15 protein-coding genes are annotated in these 14,591 nt (G+C 52.7%); all 15 read right to left on the reverse strand.

Features of this window, described 5'->3' with window-relative positions:
• The 15 genes from nuoG to trmL all read right to left on the reverse strand — a co-directional run bounded on the left by nuoG (position 1) and on the right by trmL (position 14,567).
• On the reverse strand, positions 1 to 2,262 hold the full coding sequence (gene nuoG / locus H7A79_RS11265; protein WP_187000290.1) for an NADH-quinone oxidoreductase subunit NuoG: 2,262 nt from the start codon (positions 2,260 to 2,262) through the stop codon (positions 1 to 3).
• Positions 2,263 to 2,452: 190 nt separating this feature from the next.
• On the reverse strand, positions 2,453 to 3,418 hold the full coding sequence (locus H7A79_RS11270) for an MBL fold metallo-hydrolase (RefSeq protein ID WP_246407906.1): 966 nt from the start codon (positions 3,416 to 3,418) through the stop codon (positions 2,453 to 2,455).
• 322 nt (positions 3,419 to 3,740) lie between these two features.
• Positions 3,741 to 4,292 carry a hypothetical protein gene (locus tag H7A79_RS11275; RefSeq protein ID WP_187000291.1) on the reverse strand — a complete coding sequence of 184 codons (552 nt, stop codon included), beginning with the start codon at positions 4,290 to 4,292 and terminating at the stop codon, positions 3,741 to 3,743.
• Positions 4,293 to 4,363: 71 nt separating this feature from the next.
• The gene (nuoF, locus tag H7A79_RS11280) at positions 4,364 to 5,659 is read right to left on the reverse strand and encodes an NADH-quinone oxidoreductase subunit NuoF (RefSeq protein WP_187000292.1); all 1,296 of its coding nucleotides are present in this window, start codon (positions 5,657 to 5,659) and stop codon (positions 4,364 to 4,366) included.
• Positions 5,660 to 5,889: 230 nt separating this feature from the next.
• Entirely contained in the window at positions 5,890 to 6,363 is a 474-nt protein-coding gene (nuoE, locus tag H7A79_RS11285; RefSeq protein ID WP_187000293.1) for an NADH-quinone oxidoreductase subunit NuoE, read from the reverse strand.
• Between the two features lie 82 nt (positions 6,364 to 6,445).
• The gene (locus H7A79_RS11290; protein WP_187000294.1) at positions 6,446 to 6,763 is read right to left on the reverse strand and encodes a hypothetical protein; all 318 of its coding nucleotides are present in this window, start codon (positions 6,761 to 6,763) and stop codon (positions 6,446 to 6,448) included.
• A gap of 16 nt (positions 6,764 to 6,779) precedes the next feature.
• Complete coding sequence (nuoD, locus tag H7A79_RS11295; protein ID WP_135034003.1) at positions 6,780 to 8,036, reverse strand: NADH dehydrogenase (quinone) subunit D; 1,257 nt, start codon at positions 8,034 to 8,036, stop codon at positions 6,780 to 6,782.
• Positions 8,029 to 8,619: an NADH-quinone oxidoreductase subunit C gene (locus H7A79_RS11300; protein WP_187000295.1), complete on the reverse strand. Its 591-nt coding sequence runs from the start codon at positions 8,617 to 8,619 to the stop codon at positions 8,029 to 8,031. Before H7A79_RS11300 ends, nuoD begins: the two co-directional genes overlap by 8 nt.
• Before the next feature lie 9 nt (positions 8,620 to 8,628).
• Positions 8,629 to 9,108: a NuoB/complex I 20 kDa subunit family protein gene (locus H7A79_RS11305; protein ID WP_085365816.1), complete on the reverse strand. Its 480-nt coding sequence runs from the start codon at positions 9,106 to 9,108 to the stop codon at positions 8,629 to 8,631.
• On the reverse strand, positions 9,099 to 9,467 hold the full coding sequence (ndhC, locus tag H7A79_RS11310; RefSeq protein WP_085365815.1) for an NADH-quinone oxidoreductase subunit A: 369 nt from the start codon (positions 9,465 to 9,467) through the stop codon (positions 9,099 to 9,101). Before ndhC ends, H7A79_RS11305 begins: the two co-directional genes overlap by 10 nt.
• A 293-nt stretch (positions 9,468 to 9,760) precedes the next feature.
• Complete coding sequence (locus H7A79_RS11315) at positions 9,761 to 11,602, reverse strand: ABC transporter ATP-binding protein (RefSeq protein ID WP_187000296.1); 1,842 nt, start codon at positions 11,600 to 11,602, stop codon at positions 9,761 to 9,763.
• A 424-nt stretch (positions 11,603 to 12,026) separates the two neighbouring features.
• Positions 12,027 to 12,230 carry a hypothetical protein gene (locus H7A79_RS11320; protein ID WP_187000297.1) on the reverse strand — a complete coding sequence of 68 codons (204 nt, stop codon included), beginning with the start codon at positions 12,228 to 12,230 and terminating at the stop codon, positions 12,027 to 12,029.
• A 362-nt stretch (positions 12,231 to 12,592) separates the two neighbouring features.
• Positions 12,593 to 13,177 carry a Holliday junction branch migration protein RuvA gene (gene ruvA / locus H7A79_RS11325; protein ID WP_135034007.1) on the reverse strand — a complete coding sequence of 195 codons (585 nt, stop codon included), beginning with the start codon at positions 13,175 to 13,177 and terminating at the stop codon, positions 12,593 to 12,595.
• A gap of 112 nt (positions 13,178 to 13,289) precedes the next feature.
• Positions 13,290 to 14,006 carry a septal ring lytic transglycosylase RlpA family protein gene (locus H7A79_RS11330; RefSeq protein ID WP_377057924.1) on the reverse strand — a complete coding sequence of 239 codons (717 nt, stop codon included), beginning with the start codon at positions 14,004 to 14,006 and terminating at the stop codon, positions 13,290 to 13,292.
• A gap of 96 nt (positions 14,007 to 14,102) precedes the next feature.
• A complete protein-coding gene (gene trmL, locus H7A79_RS11335; RefSeq protein ID WP_187001706.1) occupies positions 14,103 to 14,567 on the reverse strand; it encodes a tRNA (uridine(34)/cytosine(34)/5-carboxymethylaminomethyluridine(34)-2'-O)-methyltransferase TrmL in 465 nt (154 codons plus the stop codon).
• Positions 14,568 to 14,591 lie beyond the last annotated feature (24 nt).

Genomic DNA, 14,591 nt, shown 5'->3' on the forward strand with positions numbered 1-14,591 from the left:
TTATGCCCTTTCCAATTCAATGCGGTTCATCAGTGCACCCAGCGCGGCATTTTCGGTATGCAGCGGCAGATACACCACGTTTTCGGGCAGCCCCTTGTCGGCCGCCACGCGCACGGCAACGCGCTCACCGCTTTGCACGGCCTGCGCGCGCGCGCCGTCTTGCAGGCCGAGCGCGGCCAGCGTGTTCGGGTGTACACGGGCGGCGGGAGCCTGCGCATGGCCGGTGGCCTGCAAAGGCGCAGAGCGGCGTACCAGCGCATCGCTGTGGTAAATGCCGACACCGCCCACCCGCACCGGGGCAGAGGCCGTCTGAATGCCTGCCCTGCCCCGCCAAGTGCTTCGGTTGTTTAATTTTGCAGGCAGGCTTTCTTGACTGACCGCTTCTTTCAACACCTGCCCGCTGCTGTCGTATTCAAAACCGGCCAAGCCGAACACATTGCCCAACACGCGTAATACTTTCCACAAGGGGCGGGAATCGCCCCAGCCTTTCACCACGCCGTGAAACGATTGCAGACGGCCTTCCATATTGATAAAACTGCCCGAAGTTTCGGTAAACGGCGCAACGGGCAGCATCACATCGCACACTTCGCGCAAGGTTTCGCTTTCAAACGGGGTAAAAGCCATCACGCTTTGCGCCTGTGTCAGCGCAGCCACGGCTTTGGCGCCGTCTGCCACATCTATTTCGGGCTCCACGTTTAAAAGCAGCACCGCTTTTTTCGGCTGCGCCAGCATCTGCTGCACGGTTTGGCCGCCGTTTACGCCCAATACGTCTGCGCCCACGCTGTTGGCAGCCTGCGGCAGAATACCCAAAACGGCACCGGCAGCATCGGCCAGTTGTTGCGCGGCAGCATAAATCGCGGCGTAGTCGGGGTGGTTCTGCACTTCCGCGCCCAATATCACGGCGGCTTTTTCAGCCTGCTTGAGGCCGTCTGAAAGCGGGTTTTGCGTGTCTTGCGCCAGTTTGTTTAGAAAATCTGCCCAATCGTTGGGGTGCAGCACTTCATGGGCAAACAGCGGCATGTGCAGCTCTTCCCTGCTGCTGGCAACCACGCTTAAGGCCATATGGGATTTGGCGGCACGGCGCAGACGGGCGGTGAGCAGCGGCTGCTCTTTGCGCAGGTTGGCCCCCACCACCAATACGGCATCGGCATTACCCAATTCTTCAATGCTCTGCCCCAGCCATTGTGCGCCTTGCAGGCCGTCTGAAAGGCGGTTGTCCTGCTGCATCAGGCGGGTGTCGAAATGTCGGATGCCCAAGCCGTTAGCCAGTTTTTTCGCCAGAAACAGCTCTTCCACGGTGTTTGCCGGGTTGGCCCAGATGCCGATTTGGTCTTGGCCGTCTTCTCTGGCAATGCAGGCCAGCGTTTTTTCCACATATTCCAGCGCGGTTTGCCAGTCTGTTTCGTGCCATTGGCCGCCGTGTTTGATTTTCGGCGTTTTCAGACGGCTTTCGTGATACAGGCCGGCGTAGGAGAAACGGTCGCGATCCGCAATCCAGCATTCGTTGACGGCTTCGTTTTCCAAAGGCAGCACGCGGCGTACGGTGTGGTCTTTGGTTTGCACAATCAGGTTGCTGCCCAGCGCATCGTGTGCGGAAATAGTTTTGCGGCGGCTCAATTCCCACGAGCGGGCATCGTAACGGAACGGTTTGCTGGTGAGCGCGCCGACAGGACACAAATCAATCACATTGCCCGACAATTCGGTTTCTACCGCTTTGCCGATAAACGGCATGATTTCGGAAAACTCGCCGCGGTTGGCCATGGCGATTTCCTGCATACCGGCGATTTCTTCGGTAAAACGCACGCAGCGGGTACAGTGGATGCAGCGGCTCATTTCTGCGGCAGAAACCAGCGGCCCCATGTCTTTGCCGGTTACCGAGCGTTTTGCTTCGGTGTAGCGGCTGGCGGAATTACCGTAACCCACCGCCAAATCCTGCAACTGGCATTCGCCGCCCTGGTCGCAAATCGGGCAGTCGAGCGGGTGGTTGATCAGCAGAAACTCCATCACGCCGGCCTGCGCCTGCTTGGCTTTGGCCGAATGGGTGTGCACCACCATGCCGTCCGTTACCGGCGTGGCGCAGGCAGGCAGCGGCTTGGGGGATTTTTCCACTTCCACCAGACACATACGGCAGTTGGCGGCAATAGACAGTTTTTTGTGGTAGCAGAAGTGCGGGATATAAGTGCCCAATTCGTGCGCCGCCTCCATCACTGTCGCGCCCTGCCTGACTGCAATCTGTTTGCCGTCTATTTCGATTTGTAACATGGTGTGTTTCCTAGTTACCGATTTTTTAAAGGTTTTGGTTTGAGGCCGTCTGAAAAAATTTTTCAGGCGGGCATTATCATGGTTATGCTGCTTTCAGACGGCCTGATGTTTGCCGTACCGTTTCCGTTGCTTCATTTGAAGAACAGGCCGGGTGGTTCGGCCCGATATTTCAGACGGCCTGTATGCCTGCTTATTTTTCCGCACAGCTTCCTGTTTTCAACCCGCTTTGTACCGAATAAATATCGCAATCCTCTGCAAATGCCAGTCTGCCGCTGTAGTGTGCGCCAACGGCCTCGGCTGTTTGCGGTTTAACGTTTTCGGTGCGCCGCATAAAGTGCGACAATACCGCGCTTTTTACTCCGGCACCGGCGGCAATGCGGCCGATTTCAGACGGCGGCATATGCAGCTTCAGCGCGATACGGTCGGCGCTGCCCTCGGGAACGGCATTATGGGCGACAAACAAATCGGCGTTGCCTGCTATTTTGTCTAACGTGCGCCCCATATTGCCGGTGTCGCCGGAAAACACCACCGAGCAGCCGTCTTTTTCAATACGCCACCCCAGCGCAGGAATGATGCCGTGCGCAACCGGCACGGCGCGGAGGGTAAAGCCGCCCGCTTTAGCCGAAAACACCTGAGGCCGCTTCATATCAAACGGCACGGTAACCGGCTTGAAGCGGAATGCCTCGCTGCCGTCTAAAAAACCCGACAAATAAGCATACGCGCCATTTTCGCCGAACAGCCGCTGCAAATATTGCGGCAACGGGGGTACCGCATGATTGCCTGCAGGGCCGTAAACGGGTAAATCACGCCCGCGTTCGGAGAAAAACGCGCCTTTTACCAACGCGGGAAAATCATTCACATGATCGGCGTGTAAATGGCTCAGCAATACTGCCTGCAAGTCTTCGATCTGTGCACCGGCACGCTCGAAATTCAGCGAAGCGCCCGAACCGAAATCAACCAGAATTCTGGCTTTTTTGTTTTCGCGCAGAATATAGCCGGACGATGCGCGCTTATCGCTCAATTCAGGCCCGCCCGAGCCTAACACCACCACATCGAGATTGGGGTTGGCACACACAGCCTGCGCCGTGGCAGAAATACCCACCGCCAACACCAGGGCCACTGTTTTAATCATTTTTCTCAAATAAATCGAGTTCATATTTTGTTTCCCGCACATCTTGTGCATATCATTGTTAAATGGAACGAGTCATATTATTTTCAGACGGCCTCAACACCGGTTATGCTCCTTCATCGGCTTGCCATACCCGGCACCGTGCTCAAACTCATGGCGGCAATGCTGGTAAATCTGCCATCCATTCCGATCGGTAACATGGTGTGTTTCCCGGTTGCGGTTTTTAAAGGCTTTTGCTTGAACCGTCTGAAACTTTTTCAGGCAGGCATTTTATGTTGCGTTCAGACGGCCCGGTTTATGGTTTGGGTGTTTGCCCGACAGGGTTAAAACCCTGTTCCGCTGCCGCCCTTTACTTCGGGCGGGCGTGTTTCTTCTGTGCAGACAATAAGGCCCGCTTAACCGGTGCCGCCACAACAACCGACTGCTCCCACACGGTTTCTCTGCCTTTCACATCGCGCACGGTAAAGCGGTAAACCTGCCGGGTATCTCCGGCAGCATACAGCCAGGGGGCATCTCTTTCGTTCAGGCCCAATACAGCACTCTGCCCCATCCAAGTAAACCCGTTCGAAGTGCGTGCCAAAGAAGTGCGCGCACCTTTGGGCTGCTGCGGCTGCCATGAAAAACGGGTTGTCGGATTGGCACTATCATCAATAATCGTTTCAGACTGCCCGCCAGCAATGCGCTCGACACGCACCGAAGCAACTTTGGGCGCTGTTTTCAACAAAATAGTAAAACCGTAACGGTAATTGCTTTGCGCAAGGTTGGCCGCAACCCCTGCCAACTCCATTTTATATTCTGCGTTGCTCCAAGGCCGTGCCGGACTTTCTTTCGGCACCGAGCCGCAGGCAGCCAAAACAACCGCTGTTATCAGGCTGAAAAACACTGTTTTCATCAGTTTCATGATAGCTCCCGGGATGTAGGATTGTTTGCAAGCCCCCCGCATTGCCCTGCCTTTATATTTTTCAGACGGCCTCAACACCACTTATGCGCCTTCATCGGCTTGCCATGTTCGATATAGTGCTCAAACTCATGGCGGAAGTGTTTGGTAAAACTGCGCACGGGGAACACGGCGGCATCGGCCAGGGCGCAGATGGTGCGGCCGGCCATGTTGTTGCCGATAGAATCGAGCAGTGCCAAATCTTCGGGTTTGCCTTTGCCGCCGGCGATGCGGTGTACGATGCGGTAGAGCCAGCCTGTGCCTTCGCGGCAGGGGGTGCATTGGCCGCAGGATTCTTCGTGGTAGAAATAGCTTAAGCGTTCCAGTGCCTTCACCATGCACACATCTTCATCCATCACGATTACCGCGCCGGAACCGAGCATGGAGCCGGCTTTGGCAATGGAATCGTAATCCATATTCAAGCCCATCATGATATCGGCGGGCAGCACGGGGGCGGACGAGCCGCCGGGAATCACGGCTTTGAGTTTTTTACCGTCTTTCATGCCGCCGGCCATTTCCAGCAGCTTGGCAAACGGCGTGCCCAGCGGCACTTCGTAGTTACCGGGGCGGTTTATGTGGCCGGAAATGGAAAACAGTTTGGTGCCGCCGGCGTTTTCGATGCCCTGTTCGGCAAAGGTTTTACCGCCATCGCGGATAATAAACGGCACGGAGGCAAGGGTTTCGGTGTTGTTGATGGTGGTGGGTTTGCCGTAGAGGCCGTATGAAGCGGGAAACGGCGGCTTGAAGCGCGGCTGGCCTTTTTTACCTTCCAAACTTTCCAACAGCGCGGTTTCTTCGCCGCAGATGTAGGCACCGTAGCCGTGGGCGGCAAACAACTCGAAATCGAAACCCAATCCCATGATGTTTCTGCCCAAAAAGCCGGCTTGGCGCGCTTCGGCCAGCGCGGCTTCAAAACGTTGGTAGCCTTCGAAGATTTCGCCGTGGATATAGTTGTAGCCTGCTTCGGCACCCATGGCGTAACCGGCGATAACCATGCCTTCGATCAGGGCGTGCGGGTTGAACATGATGATATCGCGGTCTTTAAACGTGCCCGGTTCGCCTTCATCGGTATTGCAGACAACGTATTTGGAGCCGGGGAACGAGCGGGGCATAAAGCTCCATTTCAGGCCGGTGGGAAAACCTGCGCCGCCGCGGCCGCGCAAGCCTGAAGTTTTCACTTCGTCAATCACATCGGTTTGCGGGGTTTTTTCCGACAGAATCCTGCGCAGGGCTTGGTAGCCGCCGCGCTTGACGTATTCTTCCAACGTCCAGCAGTTTGGGTTTTGGGTGTCCACTCGGTTAAAAATAACACCTGATTGGTAAATAGCCATTTGTGTACCCTGTCGGTTAATTTTTGTTCAATCTATATTCGGTCTGCCCGCTCCGGCCGCTTTGGGCTGCGGTTTGCGGTTTATATCGTGCGGCTTGTGCTTTCAGACGGCCTGATGATTTGTTGCCGGATTTTCAAACCAATCCGGCTGTATTTTCCCGCCGCTCTTGAGGCCGTCTGAAACGGTTTGCCAAACTATCTTAATATTGCCGCACGGGTTTCAAACGGCCTTTACCCCAACTCTGCCAATTTCGCGTCAATTGCCTCTTCGGTCATAAAGCTGCACATTTTGTGGTTGTTCACCAGCATCACCGGAGCATCGCCGCAAGCGCCCATACATTCGCCTTCCACCAGTGTGTAGAGACCGTCTGAAGTGGTTTCACCGAAGCCGATGCCGAGTTTTTGTTTCAGATAATCTGCCGCATTCACGCCGCCGCGCAGGGCGCACGGCAGGTTGGTGCAGACGGTGAGTTTGTATTTGCCCACCGGGCGCAAGTCGTACATATTGTAGAAAGTGGCAACTTCATAGGCTGCGGCGGGGGCGATGCCGATATAACCGGCCACATATTCGATGGTTTCGGCGCTGAGCCAGCCTTTTTCGGTTTGGGCGATGCGCAATGCGCCCATAATGGCTGAGCGGCGCTGGTCGGCGGGGTATTTGGCCAACTCGTTATCAATTAGTTTCAAAGATTCTGCGGATAGCATGGTTCGTACCTGATTGATGTTGGTTTTGCGCATGGCGGCTTCATTCTGTTTATTTTCCGATCCAAGCCGCGAAACGCTGTTTTTAACGCTCTATAAATTCATGGCTTTTGAGTACGCCGTTGTTGTCAAAAAAGAATACTGCCCCTTTATTGCCGCCCGTGCAGACATATCCGTCATCCCCGGAAGGATTGGTGATTTTTTCGGTGCATCCCATATTTGAGGTAAACACACGGATTTGGCATTTTAGTGTTTGGCCGTTTTTAATTTCCAGCATACCGTTACCGTCTGTTGCGGGTTTCGGGCAATGCCCGCCCCAAGAAGGCGTGGTTTGAACAGCCCCGCAGGCGGCCAAACCGACTGCTGCGGCCGCGCACATAACCAAAAGGATTTTGTTGTTCATGCTGCACCACCTTTATTTATCTATCTACTTCACCGAATACAATATCCTGCGTTCCGATAATGGCCACCACATCGGCGAGCATATGGCCGCGCGCCATTTCATCCATGCCTTGCAGGTGGGCAAAGCCGGGAGCACGGATTTTCAGACGGTAGGGTTTGTTGGCGCCGTCTGAAATCATATAGATGCCGAACTCGCCTTTGGGGTGTTCTACTGCGGTGTAGGTTTCGCCTTCGGGCACATGCATACCTTCGGTAAACAGTTTGAAGTGGTGGATAAGGTCTTCCATGCCCATTTTCATTTCGGTGCGCTTGGGCGGGGCGATTTTGTGGTTATCGACAATCACCGGACCGGGATTGGCTTTGAGCCATTGCACGCACTGTTTGATGATGCGGTTGGATTCGCGCATCTCGTTGATTCGGCATAAATAGCGGTCGTAACAGTCGCCGTTCACGCCGACCGGGATATCGAAATCTACTTCGGCATAAGCATCATACGGGGCTTTTTTGCGGATGTCCCACTCCACGCCGGAACCGCGCAGCATCACACCGGTAAAGCCTTTTTGCAGGGCACGCTCAGGAGAAACCACACCGATGCCGACAGTACGCTGTTTCCAGATGCGGTTGTCGGTGAGCAGGCTTTCGTATTCGTCCACGCAGCCGGGAAAACGCTCGGTAAAGGCTTCGATAAAGTCGAGCATGGAGCCTTCACGCGATTCATTCAGTTTTTTCAATACTTTGGCATTGCGGAATTTGCTCGATTCGTATTTGGGCATAAAGTCGGGCAAATCACGGTACACGCCGCCGGGGCGGAAATAGGCCGCGTGCATACGTGCGCCGGATACGGCCTCGTATAAATCCATCAGCTCTTCGCGCTCGCGGAAGGCATACAGGAACACGGTCATCGCGCCGATATCGAGCGCGTGCGAACCGATGCCCATCAGGTGATTCAGGATGCGGGTAACTTCGGCAAACATCACACGGATGTATTGGGCGCGGATGGGCACTTCGATGCCGGTAAGTTTTTCCACTGCCAGGCAATAGGCCTGCTCGTTCACCATCATGGAGACATAGTCCAAGCGATCCATATAAGGCAGCGCTTGCAGATAGGTGCGGGTTTCGGCCAGCTTTTCAGTGCCGCGGTGCAGTAGGCCGATGTGGGGGTCGGCGCGGACGATGGTTTCACCATCCAATTCCAAAATCATGCGCAATACACCGTGGGCGGCAGGGTGCTGCGGACCGAAGTTGATGGTGTAGTTTCTTAGTTTATTAGCCACCGTAGTACTCCTCGCGGACGATGCGCGGGGTAATTTCGCGCGGCTCGATGGTTACAGGTTGGTAAATCACGCGTTTTTCGGCTTCATCGTAACGCATTTCGACATAGCCGGAAATCGGGAAGTCTTTGCGGAAAGGGTGGCCGACAAAACCGTAATCGGTGAGAATGCGGCGCAGGTCGGGATGGTTGTTGAACAGAATGCCGTAAAGATCGAAGGCTTCGCGCTCATACCAATCGGCGCTATTGTAGATTTCGGTTACGGAATCCACCACGGGAAAGTTATCGTCCTGACACCACACGCGCACACGGATACGCTGGTTGTTTTTCACGGAAACCAGCTGGCTCACCACGGCGAAGCGTTTGCCGTGCCACGGTTCGTTTTTATAGGTGCTGTAATCCACGCCGCACAAATCCACCAGCGATTCGAAATGCAGATTGGCATGATCGCGCAGAGCCGCCATGATTTCCAAATAGTTTTCAGACGGGCATTCAACGGTGATTTCGCCCAATGCCTCAATGATTTTGCTTACTTTGCCGCCCAACACGCGGGCAACGGTTTCATGCAGGGTTTTCACATCAGCCATCACGCCCTCCTAATCCCGCGCAATCGTTGAAGTACGTTTGATTTTCTGTTGAAGCTGAATCAAACCGTAAATCAGCGCTTCAGCGGTGGGCGGACAGCCGGGAACATAAACATCCACCGGCACAATTCGGTCGCAACCGCGCACCACCGAATAAGAATAATGGTAATAGCCGCCGCCGTTGGCGCACGAACCCATAGAAAGCACCCAGCGGGGCTCTGCCATTTGGTCATATACGCGGCGCAGCGCGGGCGCCATTTTGTTGCATAAAGTGCCGGCTACAATCATTAAATCCGACTGGCGCGGCGACGGGCGGAAAATGATACCGAAGCGGTCCAAGTCATAACGTGCCGCACCGGCCTGCATCATTTCAACCGCACAACATGCCAAACCGAACGTTACCGGCCACAATGAGCCGGTACGCATATAGTTGAGTACAGTGTCTGCACTGGTGGTTACGAAACCTTTTTTCAAAACGCCATCTATTCCCATTCCAGCGCACCTTTTTTCCATTCGTAGATAAAGCCTACCGTGAGTACCACGATAAACACGAACATCGACCAGAAAGCATATTGCCCGTGCGCAGCGGTCAGGTCTTTGAACACCACCGCCCACGGGATCATAAACGCCACTTCCAAATCAAACAGAATAAACAGAATCGCCACTAGATAATAACGCACATCGAACTTCATGCGTGCGTTTTCAAAGGCTTCGAAGCCGCACTCAAACGGCGCGTCTTTCTCGGCATAGTGGCGCTTGGGGCCGAGCAGGTTGCCCAACGCCAAGAATACGATGCCTGCTATCAGGCCGACAAGAATGAACACCAATACGGGGAAGTAGTTTGCCAACATGAGCTACGCCTGGTTTCGTTAACATAAAATACCGCTAAATATCTGATAATTGTATCCAATTTAAGACACGTTTTAAAGTTAGCCTGCTAAAAAAATGCTAGAAAAAACCAATAATTTCAATCATTTTTAGATAACGATTCTCATTAATTTATATTCTTACGAAAATACTGTTTTATTAATATAGATAATTAATAAATTTTCTACGCGGCAATTTATTCCTTATATTCAAATATTACATTAGACTACATTTTCTGCCGCCCCAGTTTTTCAGACGGCTGATTCGTGCTAAGCCGTCAGGCTTCGCTGTTTAAAAAGCCACCGCTCTGATGCGTCCACAGCTTGGCATACAAACCGTTTTTCTCCAACAATTCGGCATGGCTGCCCTCTTCAACAATGCGGCCTTTATCGAGCACAATCAGCCTATCCATTGCCGCGATAGTGGAAAGACGGTGGGCAATGGCGATGACGGTTTTGTTTTCCATCATTTTGTCGAGGCTTTCCTGAATCGCGGCTTCCACTTCCGAATCCAGCGCACTGGTGGCCTCGTCAAGCAGCAGAATCGGGGCATCTTTCAACATCACGCGGGCAATGGCGATGCGCTGGCGCTGGCCGCCTGAAAGTTTCACACCGCGCTCGCCCACATGGGCATCGTAGCCGCGGCGACCTTTGGCATCATATAAATCGGGAATAAACCCTGCGGCTTCGGCGTGTTCGGCGGCATTCGTCATGTCTTCTTCGGTGGCGTCGGGACGGCCGTAAACAATGTTGTCACGCACCGAGCGGTGCAGCAGGCCGGTATCCTGCGTAACCAACCCGATTTGGGCGCGCAGGCTTTCTTGGGACACATCGTTGATATTTTGGCCGTCAATGAAAATACTGCCGCTTTGTGGTTCGTAAAAACGCAGCAGCAAATTAACGATAGTGGATTTACCTGCGCCACTGCGCCCTATCAAACCGACTTTTTCACCGGGTTTGATATACAGATTAAAACCATTGAGCAGCGGTTTGCCGGTTTCGTAGGAAAAGTCAATGTATTCAAAACGTATTGCGCCTTCCGAAACCTTTAACGGCAGGGCATGCTGTTTATCGGTAATGGTGTGCGGCTTCGACAATGTGGCCATGCCGTCATTTACCGTGCCGATATTTTCAAACAAGCGCGCCGATTCCCACATAATATATTGGGACAAGCCGTTTACGCGCAATGCCATAGCGGTGGCGGTGGCCACGGCGCCCACGCCCACCTGGCCGTTGTGCCACAACCAGATGCCCAAAGCGGCGGTGGAAACGGTGAGCGAAGTGTTTACCAGAAAACTGCCCGTGTGGAGCAGGGTGGCAAGCCGCATTTGTGCGTGTACCGTTACCATAAACTCCTGCATCGACTGCTTGGCATAGCGGGCTTCGCGCGCGCCGTGCGAAAACAGTTTCACCGTGGTGATGTTGGAATAGGCATCGGTGATGCGCCCCGTCATAAGGCTGCGGGCATCGGCCTGGTGCTGGGCAGTTTTGCCCAGCTTGGGAATCAGCAGCGCCATCACCGTGCCGAATCCGATCATCCACCCTGCGAAAGGCAGCAGCAGCCAAGAATCCAGCGAAACCAAAATCACACCCGAAGTGATGAAATACACCACCACATACACCGCCATATCGGCGAGAGTCATCACCACATCGCGCACCGCCAGCGCGGTCTGCATCACTTTGGCCGACACGCGCCCGGCGAATTCATCCTGATAAAAACCCAAGCTCTGCCCGAGCATCAAGCGGTGGAAATTCCAGCGCAAACGCATGGGGAACACGCCCTGCAGGGTTTGCAGGCGCAAATTTGAAGCGGCAAACTGCCAAAACACCGCAAACAGCATCATCGCCAGCATGGCCGCAAGCGCCCAACCCTTTTCGGCCAGCAGCGTTTCATGGGAATATCTGCCCAGCCAATCGATGATTTTGCCCATAAACTGAAACACCATTGCTTCCATGATGCCGATGCCGGCGGTGGACACGGCCAGCGCCGCAATCCAACCGCGCATACCGCTGAGATTGCTCCAAATAAAGCGCAACAGCCCTTTATCGGGCGTTTTCGGGGCATCATCGGGATACGGCTCGATGCGCGATTCAAACCAATTGAAAATTTTGTTAACCATAGTTTAAATTATTTTAAGAAAATATAAATTGCATAATATTTTTCGTATATCGGACAATTATACTGTATTAATTGGCATGATAGAGTGGATATGATATTGGCGCTGTATAAAAATATATACAGCGCCAATATTCAAAACAACCAACATTAAATTTTATTTTTTATTACTATCCATCCTAATTTTTCTATATACTACATAAATCAATTCTGCAACCAGCAACCCTGACACCATTATTATGGTAAAACATGGTTCTTTAATACTGTAATATTTTATTATATATGAAAAGCTTATTATAAGAATGGCGTAAATAATAATAGAATCCAAACCGCGCCTTATCTTTTTTTCTTCCACGCTGCCTCCTTATCTTAAATCCCATCCTAAAAACGGAGCTGCTTCATGATATGAAACAGCTCCATACTATAGCTTAATCAGCCACATACTCTCCATTTCTCACTCGATTCTGGATATCATTTACTCTATCGTTTAATTCTTGCCGTGTCATATTAACCTGATTTTCAATATGACGGTCGAACAAATATCCACCCAATGCACCAGGAACACCAAATCTAGATCCTAAAATACCTCCTAAATCTGCAATTGTTCCAGCACCGGAAACTTTTTTCATCATTCAATGTTCTCATAAAAGACTCCTTAAATATGTTTTTAATAAAAATAAAACACAAGCATCGCTTGTGTTTTTCACATTACCCCAGATGATAAAAACCGGTCAATGTTATTGCTACAAGACGCTTAAAAACATCAACTCAAACAACATAAATGTTTGCGGTAAAGCTCATGAATGAAAAACGGGTTAACCGGCATATCCTTATTAAAATAAATATAATTTACTGTATTTACAAAAATATTTAGCATAACAATAAACGACACAGCAAGCTCTTTGTTAACTTTAAATAAATAAAGAAAAGTTTTTCAAGAATTTCAAAAAACACCATCAAATGAAAGAAATTTACTATGCCCAAATTTTTCAAACTATTTCAACAAATTCTTCAATGCCAAACGCACGCCCTCGCCTACATCGGTGCCGGCGGGAATATTTTTCACCGCCGCTTTGGCTTCGCGTTCGTTATAGCCCAGCGCCAGCAGCGTGCTCACAATATCATCGGTTTCATCGGCTGCGGCAACGGGAGCCGGCAGGCCGGCAGCGGCATTTTCCGGCACCAGTTTGCCGCGCAGCTCCAACACCATGCGCTCGGCGGTTTTTTTGCCGATGCCGGGGACGGACGAGAGGCGTTTGACATCTTCCTGCGCCACCGCCTGCGCCAATTCGTCAACACTCATGGCCGACAAAATACCCAGTGCGGTTTTGGCACCGATGCCGCCCACTTTCACCAACTGTCGGAACGCGGCGCGCTCGGCCGCGCCGGCGAAGCCGAACAGCAGATGCGCGTCTTCGCGCACCACCAGTTGCGTGTAAAGCTGAACAGTTTCGCCAAGCGGCGGCAGCAGATAGAATGTCTGCATCGACACTTCCACTTCATAACCCACACCGTTTACATCCATCACGATTTGCGGTGGATTTTTTTCAAGCAGCTTGCCGCTGAGCCTGCTGATCATGGCACTCTTTCATTATTTTTTCAGACGGCCTGCATTATAACCTTTCGCCACGCTTTCCGCCCAAAACAAAACGGCCCGCACACCGGCAGGCCGTCTGAACAAGCGCAACGGTTTAAATGGCAGCCAGCACATGCCCTTTTGCCGTGTCGGCGTGTTCCTGCTGCCTAAACGGGCCCATTCTCACCACATAGCTGCCGTTTTCTTTCACCACAGATACTTTTTGACCGATGTCGGACGATTTCAAATGGTTGCCGGTGTGTTTCAGATACTGCTGCGCTTCGGCCTTGGTATCGAAACTTTTCAGGTTCACATAAATATTGCGGGCTTCGTTTTGCGCCATGCCTTCAGCGGATTGGCTGCCTGGCACAATCTGCTCCACGCGCACTTTGGCCGTACCTTTATTGATGAAGCCGAGCTTGGCAGCAGCGGCTTTCGACACATCCATCACACGGCCGGAATGAAAGGGGCCGCGGTCGTTGATGCGCACCACCACGCTTTTGCCGTTGGCAAGATTGGTTACGCGGGCATAGCTGGGAATCGGCAGGGTTTTATGGGCGGCGGTCATCGCGTGCATATTGTAACGCTCGCCGCTGGAAGTTTTTTTGCCGTGAAACCGGCTGCCATACCAAGATGCGCTGCCGATTTGGCTGAACGATGATACTTTTTTCAGAGGGGTGTAGCGTTTGCCGGCCACTTTGTAGCTCAGGTTGGCAAAAGGGCTGAGTTTTTCGGCTTTCACAACGGCATCGGCCTGAGCCGGCGCAGCAGCAACAGCCAGCGCAAGGGCAGCAAAAGCGGTGGTAAAGAAGTTTCGTTTGGTCGGTATCAAAACAGATTTCCGTTCTTGAGTGAATAAAATGCTTTCAGACGGCCGAACCATTTCATCAATATAAACTCAAACATACATCCAATATTGGTGGAATGGTCAAACACCGCCTGTATAACCGTTTTGCCGCCACGCTTCAAACAGCATCACGGCAACGGTGTTGGAGAGGTTCATGCTTCTGCTCTCCGGCAGCATGGGCAGGCGCAGTTTCCGCGCTGCCGGCAGGCCTTGCAAAATCTCCGCAGGCAGCCCGCGGGTTTCAGGGCCGAACAAAAACACGTCTCCTGCCCGAAACGCCGCCTTATCCGGACGACCGCTGCCTTTGGTGGTCAGCGCGAATATGCGCCGGCCTGCCAGGGCGTTGAGGCAGTCTTCAAAATTTTCATGCACGGCCAGTTTGGCAAATTCGTGGTAATCCAGCCCCGCCCGTTTCATTTTGCTCGAATCCAGCGGAAAGCCGAGCGGCTTCACCAAATGCAGATCGGCACCGGTGTTGGCGCAAAGGCGGATAATATTGCCCGTGTTCGGAGGGATTTCGGGCTGGTATAACACAACGGTAAACATGGTAATTGTTTGCCCCAGCGTGCG

The sequence above is a fragment of the Neisseria musculi genome (assembly GCF_014297595.2).
GTDB classification, from domain to species: domain Bacteria; phylum Pseudomonadota; class Gammaproteobacteria; order Burkholderiales; family Neisseriaceae; genus Neisseria; species Neisseria musculi.